Raw genomic sequence first — 16,313 nt, forward strand, 5'->3', positions numbered from 1 at the left:
TATATTCCCTGAATTATTTGCCATTACAGGACCTTATCACTTCGCCTTTTCTGCTCCTGCGGTCGTCGCGCCAAGTACTTCGTCAACTAATCCGTATTCCTTGGCCTGTTCCGCAGGAAGGTAAAAATCTCTGTCACTATCCCGTGCTATTTTCTCATAGGACTGGCCAGTATGCGTGGAAAGGATAGTCCGAATTTTATCTTGCATCCTGAGTATTTCTTTTGCTGCAATCTCTATATCACTCGCTTGCCCTTGAGCACCTCCGAGTGCCTGATGCATGTGGATTGTGGAATTGGGAAGCGTAAAACGCTTCCCTGCGGCACCCGCACATAGCAGGACCGTACCCATGCTTGCAGCCATACCCACGCAGATTGTTGATACATCCGGTTTAATCAGCTGCATCGTGTCATATATGGCAAGACCTGAGGTAATAACGCCCCCAGGGCTGTTTATGTAAAGATTGATATCTTTATCAGGATCCTCTCGCTCGAGGTATAGAAGCTGAGCTACGATCAGATTAGAAATCTGATCATTGATAGCAGTTCCCAGATAGACAATGCGCTCTTTCAGCAGCATCGAATAAATATCATAGGAACGCTCTCCACGGGCTCCGCTTTCAATGACCATTGGAATGATGTTCTCTGGAGCCTGGGTGAATTTACCCCCTAAAGTTCCGTGGATAGGCCAGTCTTGCATATCAATCACCTGTCGCTTTCTTCGGTCGAGGAGTTCTTTTTTTGGTAGTGGTAGTAGTCTTTTCAGCCTTGGTCTTCGACTTAGCCTTCGGCTTGGCCGAAGCTTTTTTCGCGCCTGCCAGCGCCAATTCAGAAAGGTATTCAAAAGTTTTACGATTGATTACCATTCTCGCTATTGAATCTCGTCTTTCAGGGTCTTCAAAAAGAGCTCTCATTTCAGTAGCTGAATCACCGTAACTTGCACACAAAGCGTCTATTTCAGAATCAATTTCCGAGTCGGGTGCGTCAAATCCTTGCTTGGTGGTAACCGCTCTTAACACATAAGCACGCTTAAGTCTCTCTTCCACTTTTGGTCGAGCCTCTTCGTGTACCTCTTCATCAGACATACCTTGCCATGAGAGGAACTCTTGATATTCCTCCATGTTATTTATACGACCAGCTTTTGCGTTGTCCTGCCGTTCATGAACGTAATGTTCGAGCTCGCTCTCAATAATTTGAGGAGAGATCTTTATTGTGGAGCCTTCCACTAATTTAATAAGGATTTCATCCTGATGCTTACCCTTAGCAGCCTGTTCTTCTCGCGTAGTAAGGTCTTCAAGGATTCTTGCTTTTAAGTCACCGAGCGATTCGAATCCTTCTCCGACACCTTTTGCAAATTCGTCGTTAAGCTCAGCCAGTTCTTTTCTCTTTATTGAATGGATTTTGACTTCAAAGTTTACTGTTTTACCTGCAAGTTCCGAATTGTCGAAATCATCGGGTACTTGAACAGCAAATTCAGTATCTTGGTCCAAGCTTAGACCGACAAGGCCTTCATCCAATCCAGGCACTGGAAAAGTTGTACCCGGGCGAGGGATATAATCCGTAGCTTCGCTTCGTACGATCTCCCTTGGTTCTGGCGATTCGTCAACTTTTCCCACAATAGTAAGATTAACCAAATCATCCATTTGCACGGTGCCTTCTTCTACAGGTTCCCAAACTGCAAGCTCGTTGCGTAATTGTTCAATCACTGTATCTACTTGAGCATCCTCAACATTAACGCTATCGAGGGAAACTCTAATGGATTCATAGTCCCCAAGGTCTACCTCAGGTTGTAAAGGCACGGTTGCTACGAATGATGGTGGGTCAAATTGTTCGAGTGAGACAGAAGGAATCCCGCCTAATTCAATACCAGCGTCTTCAATTGCCTTATTCGTAAATTCCTGAATGATAGTATCCATAGCTTCATTCAGAAGGTAGCCTCTTCCGTACATTTTTTCGACAATTTGACGCGGTGCTTTACCTTTTCGAAATCCGGGAATGGATAAACGTCTTACAGATTGCCGATAAGCTTGATTTAAGTACGGTTCTATATCATCGTTATCAAGCGCTATTGAAACAATTGCTTCGCGGGGTTCACGATTTTCTGTGGAAAACTTCACTAGCCAGCCTATATCTCAAGGAATTTCGGTATCTCTTTATAGCACGATAATCTATTTTTCGAAAGGATTCACGAGTAAATTGAATACTTAATATATAGTAACTAACCTAGCAACTCTATGCGCAATTGCGATAAAGTTGTCATACCAAGAGGAGGGGTTCGTTGATTTCTCTTATAAGATTATTATTACGGGTAGTTTGGCTTGTACTGTTAGTATTAGGTATCAAGCGTGCATTAGAAATCGCTGAAAATGGAACAGATGCTTTAGCTGAGAAGTTAGAGTCTGGAGAAGGAGGTTCTTTGGAAACCTCACTTGCAAGACTTCATTCGGCTTTGCATAAATCGGAATTCAACGAAGATGAAGATCTTACTAACGTCACATAAAACAAATCTTTTAGTACCGGAAAATATTAATTTTGTATAAATCTAATACGTGTGGTGAGCTGAGAAACAGCAATATAGGGCTTCAAGTTACTTTGTCAGGCTGGGTTCATCGACGAAGAGACCACGGAGGATTGATCTTTATAGACCTTCGCGACAGGACAGGTTTAGTACAAGTTGTATTCCATCCGGATGAAGCACCACAAGCCTTTAGGACAGCTGAGCGTTATCGGGCTGAATGGGTAGTGCAGATTGAAGGTACTGTTAGAGAAAGACCAGAAGGAACAATCAATCCGAATCTTGATACCGGTGAGATTGAAATCCATGCCCTTTCCACTCAGATTCTAAATGCTTCCAAAACTCCGCCCTTTGATGTAAGCCAAGACTCTCAGGTAGACGAATTGCTGCGTATGCGATATCGATACCTAGATCTCAGACGACCTTTTATGCGCGAAAATCTGCAACTACGTCACTCTGTAGTCAAATTCATAAGAGACTATCTTGACGAAAAAAAATTCATTGAAATAGAAACTCCTATTTTGATCAAAAGCACCCCAGAAGGAGCAAGGGATTTCTTAGTACCGAGCAGGATTCATCCTGGTGATTTCTACGCACTTCCCCAGTCACCGCAGCAGTTAAAGCAATTATTGATGGTTGCAGGAACCGATAAATACTTCCAAATCGCCCGGTGTTTTCGTGATGAAGATCCCCGTGCAGACAGGTTGCCTGAGTTCACGCAATTAGATGTTGAAATGTCTTTTGTTGATCGGGACGACATAGTAAATCTAATGATTGATCTATACGTCAAGTTAATACAATCAGTGAAGCCCGATAAAAAAATAGCTCTTCCCATACCTCGCTTTACTTTTGAAGAAGCAATGGAGCGATTCGGTAGTGACAAACCTGATATCCGTTATTCAATGGAAATCTCCGATTTCTCTGAAATTGTGAAGGAAAGCCAGTTTCAAGTTTTCTCTAAAGTAGTAGCTAACCAAGGTTATGTTAAAGGTTTCGCTGCGCCAGGAATCGCAGATATTCCAAGAAGGCAGGCTGACGAGTTAATTGACCTCGCAAAAAGTTATGGGGCCCAGGGCCTTGTAACTATAGCCATAGATATTTCGGCTCCATCCATATCTTCTTTAACTTTGGAGCAAGTACGAACTCCAGCAAAAGCACTCTCAATCGATGAAATTAAACTGATCGCAGAAAAATGCAATGCAATGCCAGGAGATTTGATATTAATTGCAGCAGGCACAAAACCCATGACACAAAACGTCTTAGGGCAGCTTAGGACCGCAATGGCCAATCGTTTAGAATTAGCAGACCCAGATACCATTGCGCTATGTGTAATAACTGACTTCCCGTTATTTGACTGGAATGAAAAAGAAGATCGATGGGACTCGGTTCATCATCCCTTCACTGCTCCTTTTGAAGAGTCATGGGCAGATTTAAATAACGATCCAGGGAACGCGATTTCAAAGGCGTATGACTTAGCCGCGAACGGCTATGAATTAGCTGGAGGAAGCATCCGAATTCACCAGCGTGAAAAACAAGAACTCGTTTTTGAGATATTGGGCCATGATCCCTCTGAAGTAGAATCCCAATTTGGGCACTTATTGGAAGCTTTTGAATACGGAGCCCCACCGCATGGTGGCTTTGCTGGCGGAATTGACAGGCTCGTAATGATCTTGTCAGATAACGCAGATTCCATAAGGGATACAATTGCGTTCCCAAAAACTCAGATAGGTTCTGATCCTCTTTTTGGAGCCCCGTCACCTGTCGATGAACGGCAACTAACTGATTTACATTTAAAACTTATTCCTGAAATTAAAGAGTAATGTTGCCTGAGCTAACATACGCTCAGTTTTTCTTGCTTAGTTCACTTGGTCTTTCCGTTGGAATCATTGGTGCAATAGTTGGTGTAGGAGGAGGGTTTTTACTGGTCCCCGCACTATTGTTTATATTCCCTGATGCATCTCCAGCCGCTATAACAAGTATTTCCCTAACAGCAGTTTTTTTTAATGCATTATCTGCAAGCATTGGTTACAGAATTAGGGGTAATCAGGATTTTCGCACCGCTTTATTGCTGATTGTCACTGCAGCTCCCGCAGCTATATTTGGCGCATTTATAAACCAGCAAACTGGGAGAGGGCCTTTTGAAATAATTTTCGGATTCGCTCTAATTTTCGGAGCAGCTTATTTGTTAGTCAGAAGCTTGCTAGAGAATTCGTCACACAAAATAGCACTTAAGGGAAAAAATAGAACCATCCTCCAGCGCGATGGGAGAAGCTATGTGTACAAAGTAAATGAACCTCTCGCTGCCGGAGTGGCTCCATTTGCAGGGTTTGTGGCCGGTTTTTTTGGTATTGGTGGAGGAATCATTAATGTTCCTTTCATGCTTATCGTACTGCGCATGCCTGCCAACGTTGCTGTAGCCACTTCGCAACTTGAACTAACCGTTGCTTCTGCTGCCGCTTTGCTAGTACATCTCTCAAGCGGGCTTGATGATCCTAATCAATGGACAATGGCTGGAGTTGTGGGCCTAGGAACTCTCATTGGTGCACAAATTGGCGTCCGAATAGCGCCTAAGGTTGGCGGGCGCTTAGTATTAAGCATCATTGGATTAGGCCTTTTGATAGCAGGAACGAGACTGCTTGCCACAAGCTTACTCTAATTTATTGCTTTACCTGTGAACCCTGAATCCTTTTTTCGAGGCCAGCCCACTCCTTTTCCCGTAAAACATATTTTTGTATTTTCCCCGTTGCAGTTTTAGGTAAATCACCAAATTCTACGTATTTGGGAGCCTTAAAACGCGCTATACGTTCTTTACAAAAGTCGATTATTTCCTGCTCAGAAAGATTTGCACCATCCCGAGGAGAAACAAAAGCCTTTGGAACTTCACCCCACTGACTATCAGGAACTGCAATGACTGAAACTTCCAGTACCCCAGGATTTTCCATTATGACTTTTTCGACTTCTTGGCTTGAAATATTTTCACCACCAGAAATAATTATGTCCTTCGCGCGATCTTGGAGTTCTATCTGGCCATCATCATGCCAAACCGCTAAGTCTCCAGAGTGAAACCAACCACCTTCAAATGCTTTTTGGGTTGCATCAATATCATCATAGTAGCCCGACATGACTCCATTAGAACGCATTAGTACTTCACCCATAGACTTACCATCACGAGGAACGTCATTCATATTCGCATCGACAACTCTAACCCCCGTAGATGCGTGGATATAAGGAACCCCTTGCTTAGATTTAGCGAAAGCCTTTTCGTCTGGGCTCATACCAAACCACGAATCCTGAGGGACACAAAGTGTGTAGGGACCATATGTTTCAGTTAGTCCGTATAGGTGAATGATGTTGGCTCCCATAGTTTCCATTGTCCGCACAACCTGAGGAGCCGGCGGCGCACCACCCGTTGCTATTGTCACTCCAGTCAAATCACGCCCCTCGGCAGAGGGAGAAGAATACATACCAGTCAGAACAGTCGGAGCTCCGCACATGTTACTAACATGGTGCTCCTCAATAAGTTCGTAGATCTTCTGGGGATCCACTCTACGAAGGCAAAGATGCGTCCCCGAAACCGCGGTAACTGCCCAAGTATTGCACCATCCATTACAGTGGAACATAGGTAGTGTCCAGAGATAAACACTTTGCCAATTCAAACCTGTCTCAACTACCTCCCCAAGCGCATTCAGATACGCCCCTCGGGCATGATATTGAACTCCTTTGGGCATACCTGTGGTACCAGATGTATAGTTTATTGTTATTGTGTCTAATTCTGAATCAATCGGGTCTCTGTGCTTTCCAGAAGGCGCAGTTTCAAGGAATTCTTCATACTCCAGGCTTGGAATATCATCAGCTTTGGGGAATTCGTCCACTACCTGCACATAGGTTGTAATTAAAGGAAGATCATCCTTAATCTGAGCGATTATTGGGGCGAACTCCGAATCAAACACTAAAACTTTCGACTTGGAATGATTCAAAATGTAAGTTATTTCACGAGCTGAAAGTCGCGTATTGATTGCCACAAGTACTGCACCAATACTCATTGGCCCATAATGACCTTCAAGTAGTGGAGGGAGATTTGGCACAATAAATGCAACTTTGTCGCCCTTCGATACACCTGATTTCTTTAAAGCACCTGCAAGCTTATTAACCCTATCCATGAATTCAGCGTAAGAATATTTGCGTGCACCATAAATTACGGCAGTCTTATCTGGGTATACAAATGCACTCCGTTCAAGAAATGTAAAAGGCTCCAAATTTTCATAAAAAGCTGATTGCTGCATATCCCCTCCCATTAAAGTGGGATTCTACCGATCAATCGTTACATGTAAAGAGTGCTGTTATGATTAGCAAAACAGGAGGAGCAAATGGGAACTGTAGATGATCGATTGATTGAAATGGGAATAGTTCTACCTCAAGTAGCAACGCCTTCCGCTAATTATCTGCCGTCGGTGAGATCAGGCGATTATTTATTTGTAGCTGGTCAACTGCCCAGAAACGAATCAGGGGAAGTATTAGCTGGGAAATTAGGATTAAATACAGATGTGGAAACTGCTTACGAGGCTGCCAAATCCTGTGCCCTCTACTCCCTTTCTGTAGCAAAATTGGCCTTAGGATCTCTAGATTCGATCAAACGAGTCGTACGTGTTATGGGATTGGTGAACTCGACTCCTGATTTCACAATGCATCCTGCAGTAATAAATGGGTTTTCAGATTTTATGGCTGAAGTTTTGGGAGATTCTGGCAAGCACGCAAGAGTAGCTTATGGGGTAAGCTCTTTACCAGCAGGCGCTATAGTTGAAGTAGAAACCCTCTACGAAGTTACATCCAGTTAATCTACCGTCATATATTTAGCAGCCTTAAGCGTGTTGTCCAAAAGCATAGCAATCGTCATTGGGCCAACGCCTCCAGGAACAGGTGTTATGGCAGAAGCCTTGTGGATCACATTCTCATAGTCCACATCTCCTACAAGCCTATAACCTGTTTTCCTTGAAGAATCCTCGATTCTATTGATTCCTACGTCTATAACTACGGCCCCATTCTTTACCATATCGGCAGTAAGTGCCAAAGGCCTGCCAATAGCAGCAATTACTATATCTGCCTGTAAAGTAAATTCACTCATGTTCTTAGTACCCGTATGGCACACAGTCACGGTAGAGTTCGCCCCGATTGCTTTTTGCAAAAGTAAACAGGCAAGAGGCTTCCCGACAATATTACTTCTGCCCAAAATCACAGTGTGTTTACCTTCGGGATCATTACCACTACGCATCAACATCTGCTGCACACCAGCAGGGGTAGCAGGCAAGAAACGTGGATTACCTTCCAAAAGTAACCCACTATTAAATGGATGCATACCGTCCACATCTTTATTTGGGTCAATAGTCAAAATGACTTTGCGTTCATCTACGTGCTTAGGGAGAGGCAACTGAACCAAAATACCATGAAATCTACTGTCCATATTCAAATCTTTTACCAACTGAATCACTTCCTCTTCAGGAGTATCATGTGGCAAAGTGAATGTTTCACTAAACATACCAGCCTCATCACAAGCTAGCCTTTTATTCCTTACATAAACAGCGGATGCGGGGTCATCTCCAACAAGTACAGCCGCAAGTCCCGGGCGTATTTGATGAGCTAGAACAAACTGCGCAGTGCTTTTTCCGATCTCAGATCGGATTTCAGCAGACATTAATTTTCCGTCGATTATATTGACTGACACTTTTTCACCCTGATTGAAGTTACCTAATAATAGCAAGGATGGTTACAATCCTCTAATCATAGGACTGGTAAAATCCATATAGTCGTATAGCCATGGAGGCTTCGTGCAAGAGATATCGGTAGGAATAGACCTTATTGAAATCAATCGTATTGCGAAAACGTTAGAGCGTTTTGGTGACCGCTTTTTAAATCGCATTTACACTGAAAGTGAAATTCGTTACTGTCGTGGACGCGCGCCTCAATTAGCTGCACGATTTGCTGCAAAAGAAGCAGTCATGAAAGCACTGGGAACAGGTACTAGAGGCGTTGGCTGGAGGGAGATTGAAGTGACGCGTAAACCGAGTGGCCAACCCAATGTCGCATTACATGGAAGAGCCGCAGTAGTTGCAAGCAAACTAGGGATTGAGCAGATGGCGATTAGCCTAAGTCACTCCAGAGAATATGCTACTGCCTCTGTAATAGGTCAGAAAATTGAAAATTGTTAACACCGAACAGATGCGTCAGTTCGAAAACGCCCAAGTTGACGCCGGAGTGTCTCTTGATCAATTGATGGAAAATGCCGGCTTAGCGATAGCACGATCAATATCTAATCTACTTGATGGAACTCGAGGTAAAAGGGTAGTCGTTCTCGTCGGCCAAGGTAACAATGGCGGTGACGGAATGGTAGCTGCCAAGTACCTTACTGACTGGGGTGCTGTAGTTACCCTTTATCTGACTAGTCCTACAAAAAGAGAGGACAAATTCTCTGAATGCATTGAACGTCGAATCCGAGTGGTCGATGCGAAAGACGATTTAGAACACTGGCAACTGGCAAGCTATGTATCTTTAGCTGACGTTGTAGTTGACGCAGTGCTTGGTATTGGGGGAAGGGCCCAATTACCACCAAATCTCCTTTCAATATTCAAGGTCTTGAATGATGCCCACCCTGCTAAATCTTTGTGTCGATACGTAGCGATTGATATCCCCACCGGAGTAGATGCTGACACAGGGCAATGCGATGAATTTGCTTTCGACGCAACAAATACATTTGCTCTAGGATATCCCAAGCTTGGAAGTATCCTCTTTCCCGGGGCGTCCAAAATTGGAAAACTGGAGACGATCCCTATAGGTCTGGCAAACGCTGAGGACCAAAATATAAATGTAGATTTAATCGATCCAGAATATGTTTCAAAGGTTTTGCCTTCACGTAAGCCGAATGGGCACAAGGGTTCTTATGGTGAAGTATTAGTTATTGGAGGGAGCAAAGAATACGTTAATGCTCCAACATTAGTTGCTGCAGCTGCGTATCGATCAGGTGCAGGGCTGGTTAAATCTGCGTTACCTCAAAACGTCTATTCAATTACCGCTACAAGCCTACTTGAGCAAATTTTTGTGCCTTTGCCTTCATCATCTGATGGAGGAATTTCAAAAAAAGCCGCTGCTATTACACAAGCAAACTTACAAAACGCCGGCTCGTCAGTAATAGGACCAGGCTTGGGAACAAGCTATGAGACCAAGGCTTTCCTCCAATCATTACTGCTAAACAATTCAATGATTACTTGCCCAGTCGTTATTGATGCAGACGCACTGAATTTCCTTGCAGGCACATACAATTGGGAATCACAGTTAATGCTGAAGTCAATACTGACACCTCATCCCCGTGAAATGAGTAGATTATTAAGCAGATCAGTTGAGGAAATCCAAGCTGACAGGATAGGTGCAGCAAGCTTTGCCGCAACGAAATGGCAGCAAATCGTGGTACTCAAGGGAGCTCATACAGTAATAGCTTCGCCGGAAGGTTCTATTGCGGTAAGTCCTCATATAAATCCAGCTCTATCTACCGCTGGAACAGGTGATGTGCTTGCAGGATTAATAGGCGGGTTAGCAACTCAGGTTCCAAGCATGTTTGATGCCGCAGTCTGCGGAGTATTCGTCCACGGGCTGGCAGCAGAGCGCTGGAGCAAGATCAATGGTGATGCAGGGTTACTGGCCAGCGATTTACTTAGTTTGATACCAAAAGCCCTGAATGACTTAAGAAAGCTATAATACGGCCATGTTGCTTGCTATCGATATAGGAAATACCAATATCACGTTAGGCGTTTTTGATAGCGCTGAACTGAAAGCAAGCTGGCGCCTGTCGTCCAATTCCCTTAGGCAAAAAGATGAATATTCGCTCCAGATAAGGGATTTACTACCCTTAAAGGGGGTCTCTGTTGCTGAAGTTACAGAAATTGCGATCTGCAGTGTTGTACCTCCATTAACAACTGTATTTGAAGATGTTGCGTACGATTTATTCAATACCGATCCTCTAATAGTTGAAGCCGGAACGAAAACAGGTATACGCATCATGTATGACCGGGCACATGATGTCGGTGCCGATCGAGTAGTTGATGCTGCAGCTGCGCTTCATTTTTATGGAGGCCCTGCAATAATCGTAGATCTTGGAACCGCAACAGTTATTGATGCGGTTACAGAAGATGGCAAATATTTAGGCGGAGCGATATCCATCGGTATTGAACTTGCACGTGAAGCCCTGGTCTCAAACACTTCTATGCTGCGAAGAGTCGAATTAACCCCGCCTGATACAGCAATTGGTAAAAATACCACTGCTTCAATTCAGTCAGGTTTAATTTTTGGTTTTACCGGACTCATTGAAAAAATGGTCGAGAGATTCAAGGATGAAATGAATGCACCTAATGCAAAAATCATAGGTACCGGTGGCCTTGTCAATTTAATAGCTTCCGAAACTGGAATTTTCGACGTTGTTGATCAGGACTTAACCCTTAGGGGACTGCATTACATTCATTCAATAAATCCACCGGAAGAAGACGCCGAAAAATGAGCGGCCCTTTCGAGAATAAAAACATTCTGCTTGGAATTAGTGGAAGTATTGCTGCGTATAAATCCATTGATGTCGCAAGTAAGCTTACGCAAGCTGGTGCGAACGTAGATGTGATAATGACTTATTCTGCTACGCAGTTCGTTGCGCCTCTCACTTTCCGCAGTATTACCCATCGATCAGTACACCATGACGTATGGGATATTAATTCGCCTGAGGCCGTAGAGCATGTTGCTCTTGCAGAGCGGGGAGATATTTTGATTATTGCTCCAGCAACAGCACACATGATTGGCAAGCTTGCACTCGGACTTGCCGAGGACCCGATCAGCATTACTGCCATTGCCACATCTGCCCCGCTACTACTAGCACCTGCAATGGATGCGAACATGTGGAGCAACCCCGCAGTACAAAAAAATATTTCGACGCTTATTGAGCGGGGGGCAACCGTAATTGAACCGGAAGAAGGCAGGCTTGCTTCCGGGTTAACAGGAGTGGGGAGGCTTGCAGATACTTCAACAATTATTGGAGAGGCTGCAAAAATCCTCGGAGTGAAAAAAGCCCTGGCAGGCCACCGCATCATAGTGACCGCAGGCGGCACCCAGGAAGCAATTGATCCAGTCAGGGTAATAACAAATCACTCATCGGGGAAAATGGGTTATGCGATTGCAGAGGCGGGGCGGGACCTCGGTGCAGAAGTAATCCTGATTACTGCTCCTACTGCCTTAGACCTACCATCGGGAATAACGACTATAAAAGTTAAAAGCACATCAGATATGCATAAAGCTGTTACCGATGCTTCAGGAAATGCAGATGCCATCATTATGGCTGCAGCTGTGGCTGATTTTCGGCCTGCAAAAACCAAACAGCAGAAAATGAAAAAATCCTCCAAGCAGGATCAGTCTTCTATAGACCTGGAACAGACTGAGGACATTATTTCGAATGTGTCCAAAAATTTAATCCGAGTAGCTTTCGCAGCTGAAACAGAAAATCTCCTTGAGAATGCGACAGTCAAGCTAGAAAAGAAGCAGGTTGACTTCGTTGTAGCAAATGATGTCACCTCCGAAGGTTCTGGCTTTGGGTCAGATGCCAATAAAGTATGGGTTCTCGATACAAACGGCGTAGAGGATTTACCCCTGATGCCTAAATACGAAGTTGCACTGGCAATCCTTGATAAAGTGGCTCATCTATTAGCATCAAAATAGCTATGCACTCGATTGCTTAGCCGTCCGCAAAAACATAAGTACAACCAAGAGTATCAGGGAAAATCCTGCAATATCGATCAGGAACACGCTCCGTAATCCTAGGGTGATAACAGCAAAGCCTCCAACTAGGGGGCCGATAGCTACACCCACGGCATGGGAGAACTGTGCTGCCCCAAATGCGGCCCCGTGCCTACCTGCAGGGGATCGCATTGCAATCAATCCGTTCACCATTCCACCAAGTCCTCCGGCGAACAATGAAGTAGAAAGCAGGCCAAATGCCAACGCCCAATAATCTTGTGCAAAATAAGGGATTAGGCTCGTCAATGACGCTGCCACGGCAGCAATGATGAGCATTCTTTGTATTCCAAATTTTCCAGCCAAAAATCCCATCAATAACGACGAAATCGCCGCGCCCATTCCCATCACTGTAAATACGATCCCGGAAGCAGTTCCTGAATCAGACCCGCCTTCGACAGATTCAACAAGCCCAGGGATAGCTGGCTGAATCACTAAATTAGAAGCAAGCACCAGTAAAATTACTAGGTACAGAGGCAGCATGGCTCTTGAAGTGCTCAAATGCCACATATCTACAAAGGACTGCAGAGTGCCACCAGGTACGTTAGGGCGCTGGAAGTCTTCTTTGACCACAATGATGACAAGTATTCCCGACAACCAGAGAGCAGCGCCTGTAGCTACAAATGCCTGTGTCATACCGTATGCGTCATAAATAAGTCCTCCGAATAGAGGGCCTAGGGCAATTCCTAAAAACAATGCAGATTGAACTGCACCAGATGCAAAGGGAAGTTTTTCGCGCGGAGTATGTGCGGCAACTAATGCCATAATAGTAGGAACAACTCCGCTGGTTGCCCCGACAAAAAATCGTGAAACAAGCAACTGCATTGGAGTCTCGGCAAAGCCTGAAATAGTTAAGAAAAACCCTCCGAGAAACATCGCTCTGATAATGTTGAGTTTGCGGCCATATTTATCGCCTAAAACACCCCAGATAGGGCTGAATAATCCCATGCCAATACCAAAAACCCAGCCAGCCATTCCTGCCCAAAAAGCAGCGCTTTCTGTAGAAAAACCGCCAATCTCTTCAAAGAAAATAGGGTAAAATGGAAAAGTGAACGAAAATCCTAATGTGGTGCCGACTTGGGCAATCCATAAAGCAATCAGGTTTCGTTTCCATGACAGTGTTGAAGATGAAGAGCTAGGAATCACTCGGCTATCGTAGCAGAGTAATATCTAAAGGCCTATCAATTGACCGCTAACGTACCTGCCAATAACATGGCTATCTGACTAATTTCGGAGTTCCTAGATGTCCACAGCTGACTCGCCTGAGCCCTTGTCTAAAGCCTACAACCCAAAAGAGGTTGAGGATCGGTTGTATGAATGGTGGGAAAAACAAGGGTATTTCAGAGCATATCCTGACCCTAACAAAAAGCCTTTTACAATCATCATGCCGCCTCCAAACGTTACAGGTGAACTACATCTGGGCCATGCGATGACAGCTGCAATTCAAGATACGTTAACTAGGTATCACAGAATGTTAGGGGATATGGCTCTCTATCTTCCCGGAACGGACCATGCAGGAATAGCTACTCAAGTTGTCGTTGAACGTGAACTACAAAAGCAAAACTTGAGCAGACACGACGTAGGTCGTGAAAAATTCCTTGCCATGGTATGGGAATGGGTAAAATCAACCGGTGACAAAATAGACAACCAGCATCGACGACTCGGTGCATCATGTGACTGGACTCGAAAGACATTCACTCTTGATGATGGCCCAGCGATGGCGGTACGCGCTACATTCAAAAATCTCTACGATGAAGGATTAATTTACCGTAGTGAACGAATGATCAATTGGTGCGTAACATGCCAAACTGCATTGTCGGATCTGGAAGTTGAATATGCTGAGGAAGAGGGACATCTTTACAATATAAAATATCCTTACCAAGACGGTTCAGGCTATATCATCGTAGCGACCACTCGGCCCGAAACTCTACTTGGTGATACAGCTGTTGCCGTTCATCCTGACGACAGCCGTTACGAAAATTCCCTCGGAAAACTCCTGAACCTCCCTATTCTTAATCGCCCTATTCCAATTATCACTGACGATTCAGTTTCTACAGAATTTGGTACTGGTGCTGTAAAAATCACACCAGGGCACGACCCAAATGACTTTGATATGGGGGAGCGCCACGGTTTACCTATCATTAATATCCTAAATCCAAACGGAAGCCTGAATGAAAACGCAGGTCCTTACCAGGGAGTTGATAGGCTTGAAGCACGAAAAATGATTGTGTCCAAACTGGAAAATGAAGGTTTACTGGAAAGCATCACACCTCATCATCATTCAATTGGTCACTGTCAAAGAAGCTACGATATCGCAGAACCAATAGTTTCACTGCAATGGTTTGTGAAAATAAAGCCACTTGCCGAACCCGCTATTGCAGCAGTTGAGCAAGGCTCTATAGAAATAATCCCCGAGCGTTTTTCTAAAGTCTATTCCAACTGGATGGAAAACATTAGGGATTGGTGTATATCCCGTCAGCTCTGGTGGGGGCACCGGATACCCGTATGGTATTGCAACGATTGCGAACATGAAAATGTTGCAATTGAAGAACCTGAAAAGTGTGGGAAATGCCAATCTGTAAATTTGCAGCAAGATGAAGATGTATTAGATACCTGGTTTTCTTCAGGGCTATGGCCCCACTCAACATTAGGATGGCCGAGTAAACGCGAAGATTTGGACTATTTTTATCCCACGTCTGTAATGGAGACTGGTTACGACATACTCTTCTTCTGGGTTGCACGCATGGTTATGCTGGGAATCAAAAATATTGGCGATATTCCTTTTCAAACTGTATATCTGCACGGTCTAGTTCGAGATGAATCAGGTCAGAAAATGAGCAAAACCAAAGGCAATGTTCGAGACCCGCTAGATGCAATAGATCAGTATGGTACTGACGCTTTACGATTTGCACTTACGACAGGTACCGCTCCTGGTAATGACACCCGATTCAGTGACGACCGGCTGGAGGCGGCACGAAATTTTGCAAATAAGCTGTGGAATGTAGGCCGTTTTGTTCTGCGTGAAATCGAAAGCGGAGCCAATCTAGATGGCTGGAACGGAGCGCCTCCGCGTACTCATGCGCAGGATCGCTGGATACTATCTAAGGCCCAGCAGACTGCCTGTAGCGTTAATGACCTGATCCAGAATTTCCAGCTTGGCGAAGCTGAGCGAGTTTTATATGAATTCATATGGAATGATTTCGCAGATTGGTACATTGAGCTCGCTAAAATAAGGTTGCGTGCAGGTGATGATGAGCCTAGAAAAGTCCTCGCTCACGTTCTTGAGCGCGTTCTGCGATTACTTCATCCGTTCATGCCTTTTGTCACAGAGGAAATATGGCAAAAACTCACATCCGTGCTTCCTGATGAAGCAAAACTACCCGAATCAATAATGATTGCTCCTTACCCCAACCCTCAAGCTCGGCTTTCAGAGCAAGAATTAGAGCAAAGGCGGCTCGATGACGCGGATTCCGTCAATTTAATTGAATTGCTAATTGAGTTGGTTCGAGCCATTAGAAATATTCGTGCAGAATTCAAAATTGAGCCTAAAACTCTCATCAATCTTAATTTAGTACAGGGTGGAAAAAATCAAGATTTAGCCAGTCAGTCTGAATTTATACAATCTCTAGCAAGAGTTGGAACTCTTTCTTTTTCACCCAACGATTCGAAAAATACTATAAAGCTAGTTGTGCAGGATTTAGTAGTTATACTTGATCTAGGATCCGCGGTAGACGTTGTAAAAGAGATTCACCGCATCGAACAGGAAATAAAAGAATTAGACAATTATTCCTCTTCAGTAAAAGTACGCTTAAGTAATGACCAATTTATTGCCAAGGCGCCCGAAGAAGTAGTCGCAAAAGAGAGGGTAAGGTTAGATGAAGCTGAAACCAAACGTCTTCATTTGGTAGAGCTTAGAAACAATCTTGCAAATGAGTAAAATTTATCAATATCTTGAAAAATTAAGAGCTTCATTGTTACAACAATTGATG

General features: G+C 44.2%; 14 protein-coding genes. 9 read left to right on the forward strand and 5 right to left on the reverse strand.

All coding sequences use genetic code 11. The annotated features are described in order from the left end of the window. Window positions 1–36: 36 nt before the first annotated feature. Window positions 37–627: an ATP-dependent Clp protease proteolytic subunit gene (locus MK127_07485; GenBank protein MCH2532632.1), complete on the reverse strand. Its 591-nt coding sequence runs from the start codon at window positions 625–627 to the stop codon at window positions 37–39. A 70-nt stretch (window positions 628–697) separates the two neighbouring features. Next, entirely contained in the window at window positions 698–2,113 is a 1,416-nt protein-coding gene (tig, locus tag MK127_07490; GenBank protein MCH2532633.1) for a trigger factor, read from the reverse strand. Window positions 2,114–2,274: 161 nt separating this feature from the next. Here tig and MK127_07495 point away from each other — a divergent pair, with 161 nt between their 5' ends. Genes MK127_07495 through MK127_07505 form a run of 3 tightly spaced genes read left to right on the forward strand, consistent with a single transcriptional unit; the run spans window position 2,275 to window position 5,167 of the window. Next, window positions 2,275–2,496, forward strand: coding sequence for a hypothetical protein (locus tag MK127_07495; GenBank protein MCH2532634.1), 222 nt, complete (start codon window positions 2,275–2,277; stop codon window positions 2,494–2,496). Window positions 2,497–2,528: 32 nt separating this feature from the next. Further along, on the forward strand, window positions 2,529–4,331 hold the full coding sequence (aspS, locus tag MK127_07500; GenBank protein MCH2532635.1) for an aspartate--tRNA ligase: 1,803 nt from the start codon (window positions 2,529–2,531) through the stop codon (window positions 4,329–4,331). Window positions 4,332–4,333: 2 nt separating this feature from the next. Beyond that, window positions 4,334–5,167 (forward strand): sulfite exporter TauE/SafE family protein, encoded by an 834-nt coding sequence (locus MK127_07505; protein MCH2532636.1) that lies wholly within the window; start codon window positions 4,334–4,336, stop codon window positions 5,165–5,167. Window position 5,168: 1 nt separating this feature from the next. Here MK127_07505 and MK127_07510 read toward each other — a convergent pair whose 3' ends face one another. Beyond that, complete coding sequence (locus MK127_07510; GenBank protein MCH2532637.1) at window positions 5,169–6,794, reverse strand: long-chain-fatty-acid--CoA ligase; 1,626 nt, start codon at window positions 6,792–6,794, stop codon at window positions 5,169–5,171. An 84-nt stretch (window positions 6,795–6,878) separates the two neighbouring features. Between MK127_07510 and MK127_07515 the strand changes: the two genes are divergently transcribed. Continuing rightward, window positions 6,879–7,346 carry a RidA family protein gene (locus tag MK127_07515; protein ID MCH2532638.1) on the forward strand — a complete coding sequence of 156 codons (468 nt, stop codon included), beginning with the start codon at window positions 6,879–6,881 and terminating at the stop codon, window positions 7,344–7,346. Here MK127_07515 and MK127_07520 read toward each other — a convergent pair. Next, a complete protein-coding gene (locus MK127_07520; protein ID MCH2532639.1) occupies window positions 7,343–8,230 on the reverse strand; it encodes a bifunctional 5,10-methylene-tetrahydrofolate dehydrogenase/5,10-methylene-tetrahydrofolate cyclohydrolase in 888 nt (295 codons plus the stop codon). The genes MK127_07515 and MK127_07520 overlap by 4 nt on opposite strands. Before the next feature lie 112 nt (window positions 8,231–8,342). Here MK127_07520 and acpS point away from each other — a divergent pair, with 112 nt between their 5' ends. From acpS to coaBC, 4 genes are read left to right on the forward strand one after another with little or no spacing between them, the layout of a single operon-like run. Further along, complete coding sequence (gene acpS / locus MK127_07525; GenBank protein ID MCH2532640.1) at window positions 8,343–8,714, forward strand: holo-ACP synthase; 372 nt, start codon at window positions 8,343–8,345, stop codon at window positions 8,712–8,714. Beyond that, window positions 8,701–10,254, forward strand: a complete 1,554-nt coding sequence (locus MK127_07530) for an NAD(P)H-hydrate dehydratase (GenBank protein MCH2532641.1) — start codon at window positions 8,701–8,703, stop codon at window positions 10,252–10,254. The genes acpS and MK127_07530 overlap by 14 nt, the downstream gene beginning before the upstream one ends. A 7-nt stretch (window positions 10,255–10,261) precedes the next feature. Then, a complete protein-coding gene (locus tag MK127_07535) occupies window positions 10,262–11,050 on the forward strand; it encodes a type III pantothenate kinase (GenBank protein MCH2532642.1) in 789 nt (262 codons plus the stop codon). Beyond that, window positions 11,047–12,249, forward strand: coding sequence for a bifunctional phosphopantothenoylcysteine decarboxylase/phosphopantothenate--cysteine ligase CoaBC (gene coaBC / locus MK127_07540; GenBank protein MCH2532643.1), 1,203 nt, complete (start codon window positions 11,047–11,049; stop codon window positions 12,247–12,249). The genes MK127_07535 and coaBC overlap by 4 nt, the downstream gene beginning before the upstream one ends. On the opposite strand, the gene MK127_07545 is transcribed toward coaBC, so the two are convergent. Next, window positions 12,250–13,470, reverse strand: a complete 1,221-nt coding sequence (locus MK127_07545) for an MFS transporter (GenBank protein MCH2532644.1) — start codon at window positions 13,468–13,470, stop codon at window positions 12,250–12,252. Between the two features lie 97 nt (window positions 13,471–13,567). Between MK127_07545 and MK127_07550 the strand changes: the two genes are divergently transcribed. Then, window positions 13,568–16,261 (forward strand): valine--tRNA ligase, encoded by a 2,694-nt coding sequence (locus tag MK127_07550; GenBank protein MCH2532645.1) that lies wholly within the window; start codon window positions 13,568–13,570, stop codon window positions 16,259–16,261. Window positions 16,262–16,313: the final 52 nt, after the last annotated feature.

This window comes from Dehalococcoidia bacterium, from assembly GCA_022449765.1.
Taxonomy (GTDB): Bacteria; Chloroflexota; Dehalococcoidia; order Lucifugimonadales; family Australimonadaceae; genus UBA2963.

Bases quoted from the DNA above. Each gene is read 5' to 3' on its own strand.
- MK127_07485 (MCH2532632.1), bottom strand. From the start codon at position 627: ATGGTCATTGAAAGCGGAGCCCGTGGAGAGCGTTCCTATGATATTTAT.
- MK127_07510 (MCH2532637.1), bottom strand. From the start codon at position 6,794: ATGCAGCAATCAGCTTTTTATGAAAATTTGGAGCCTTTTACATTTCTT.
- MK127_07550 (MCH2532645.1), top strand. From the start codon at position 13,568: ATGTCCACAGCTGACTCGCCTGAGCCCTTGTCTAAAGCCTACAACCCA.
- MK127_07535 (MCH2532642.1), top strand. From the start codon at position 10,262: ATGTTGCTTGCTATCGATATAGGAAATACCAATATCACGTTAGGCGTT.
- coaBC (MCH2532643.1), top strand. From the start codon at position 11,047: ATGAGCGGCCCTTTCGAGAATAAAAACATTCTGCTTGGAATTAGTGGA.
- MK127_07515 (MCH2532638.1), top strand. From the start codon at position 6,879: ATGGGAACTGTAGATGATCGATTGATTGAAATGGGAATAGTTCTACCT.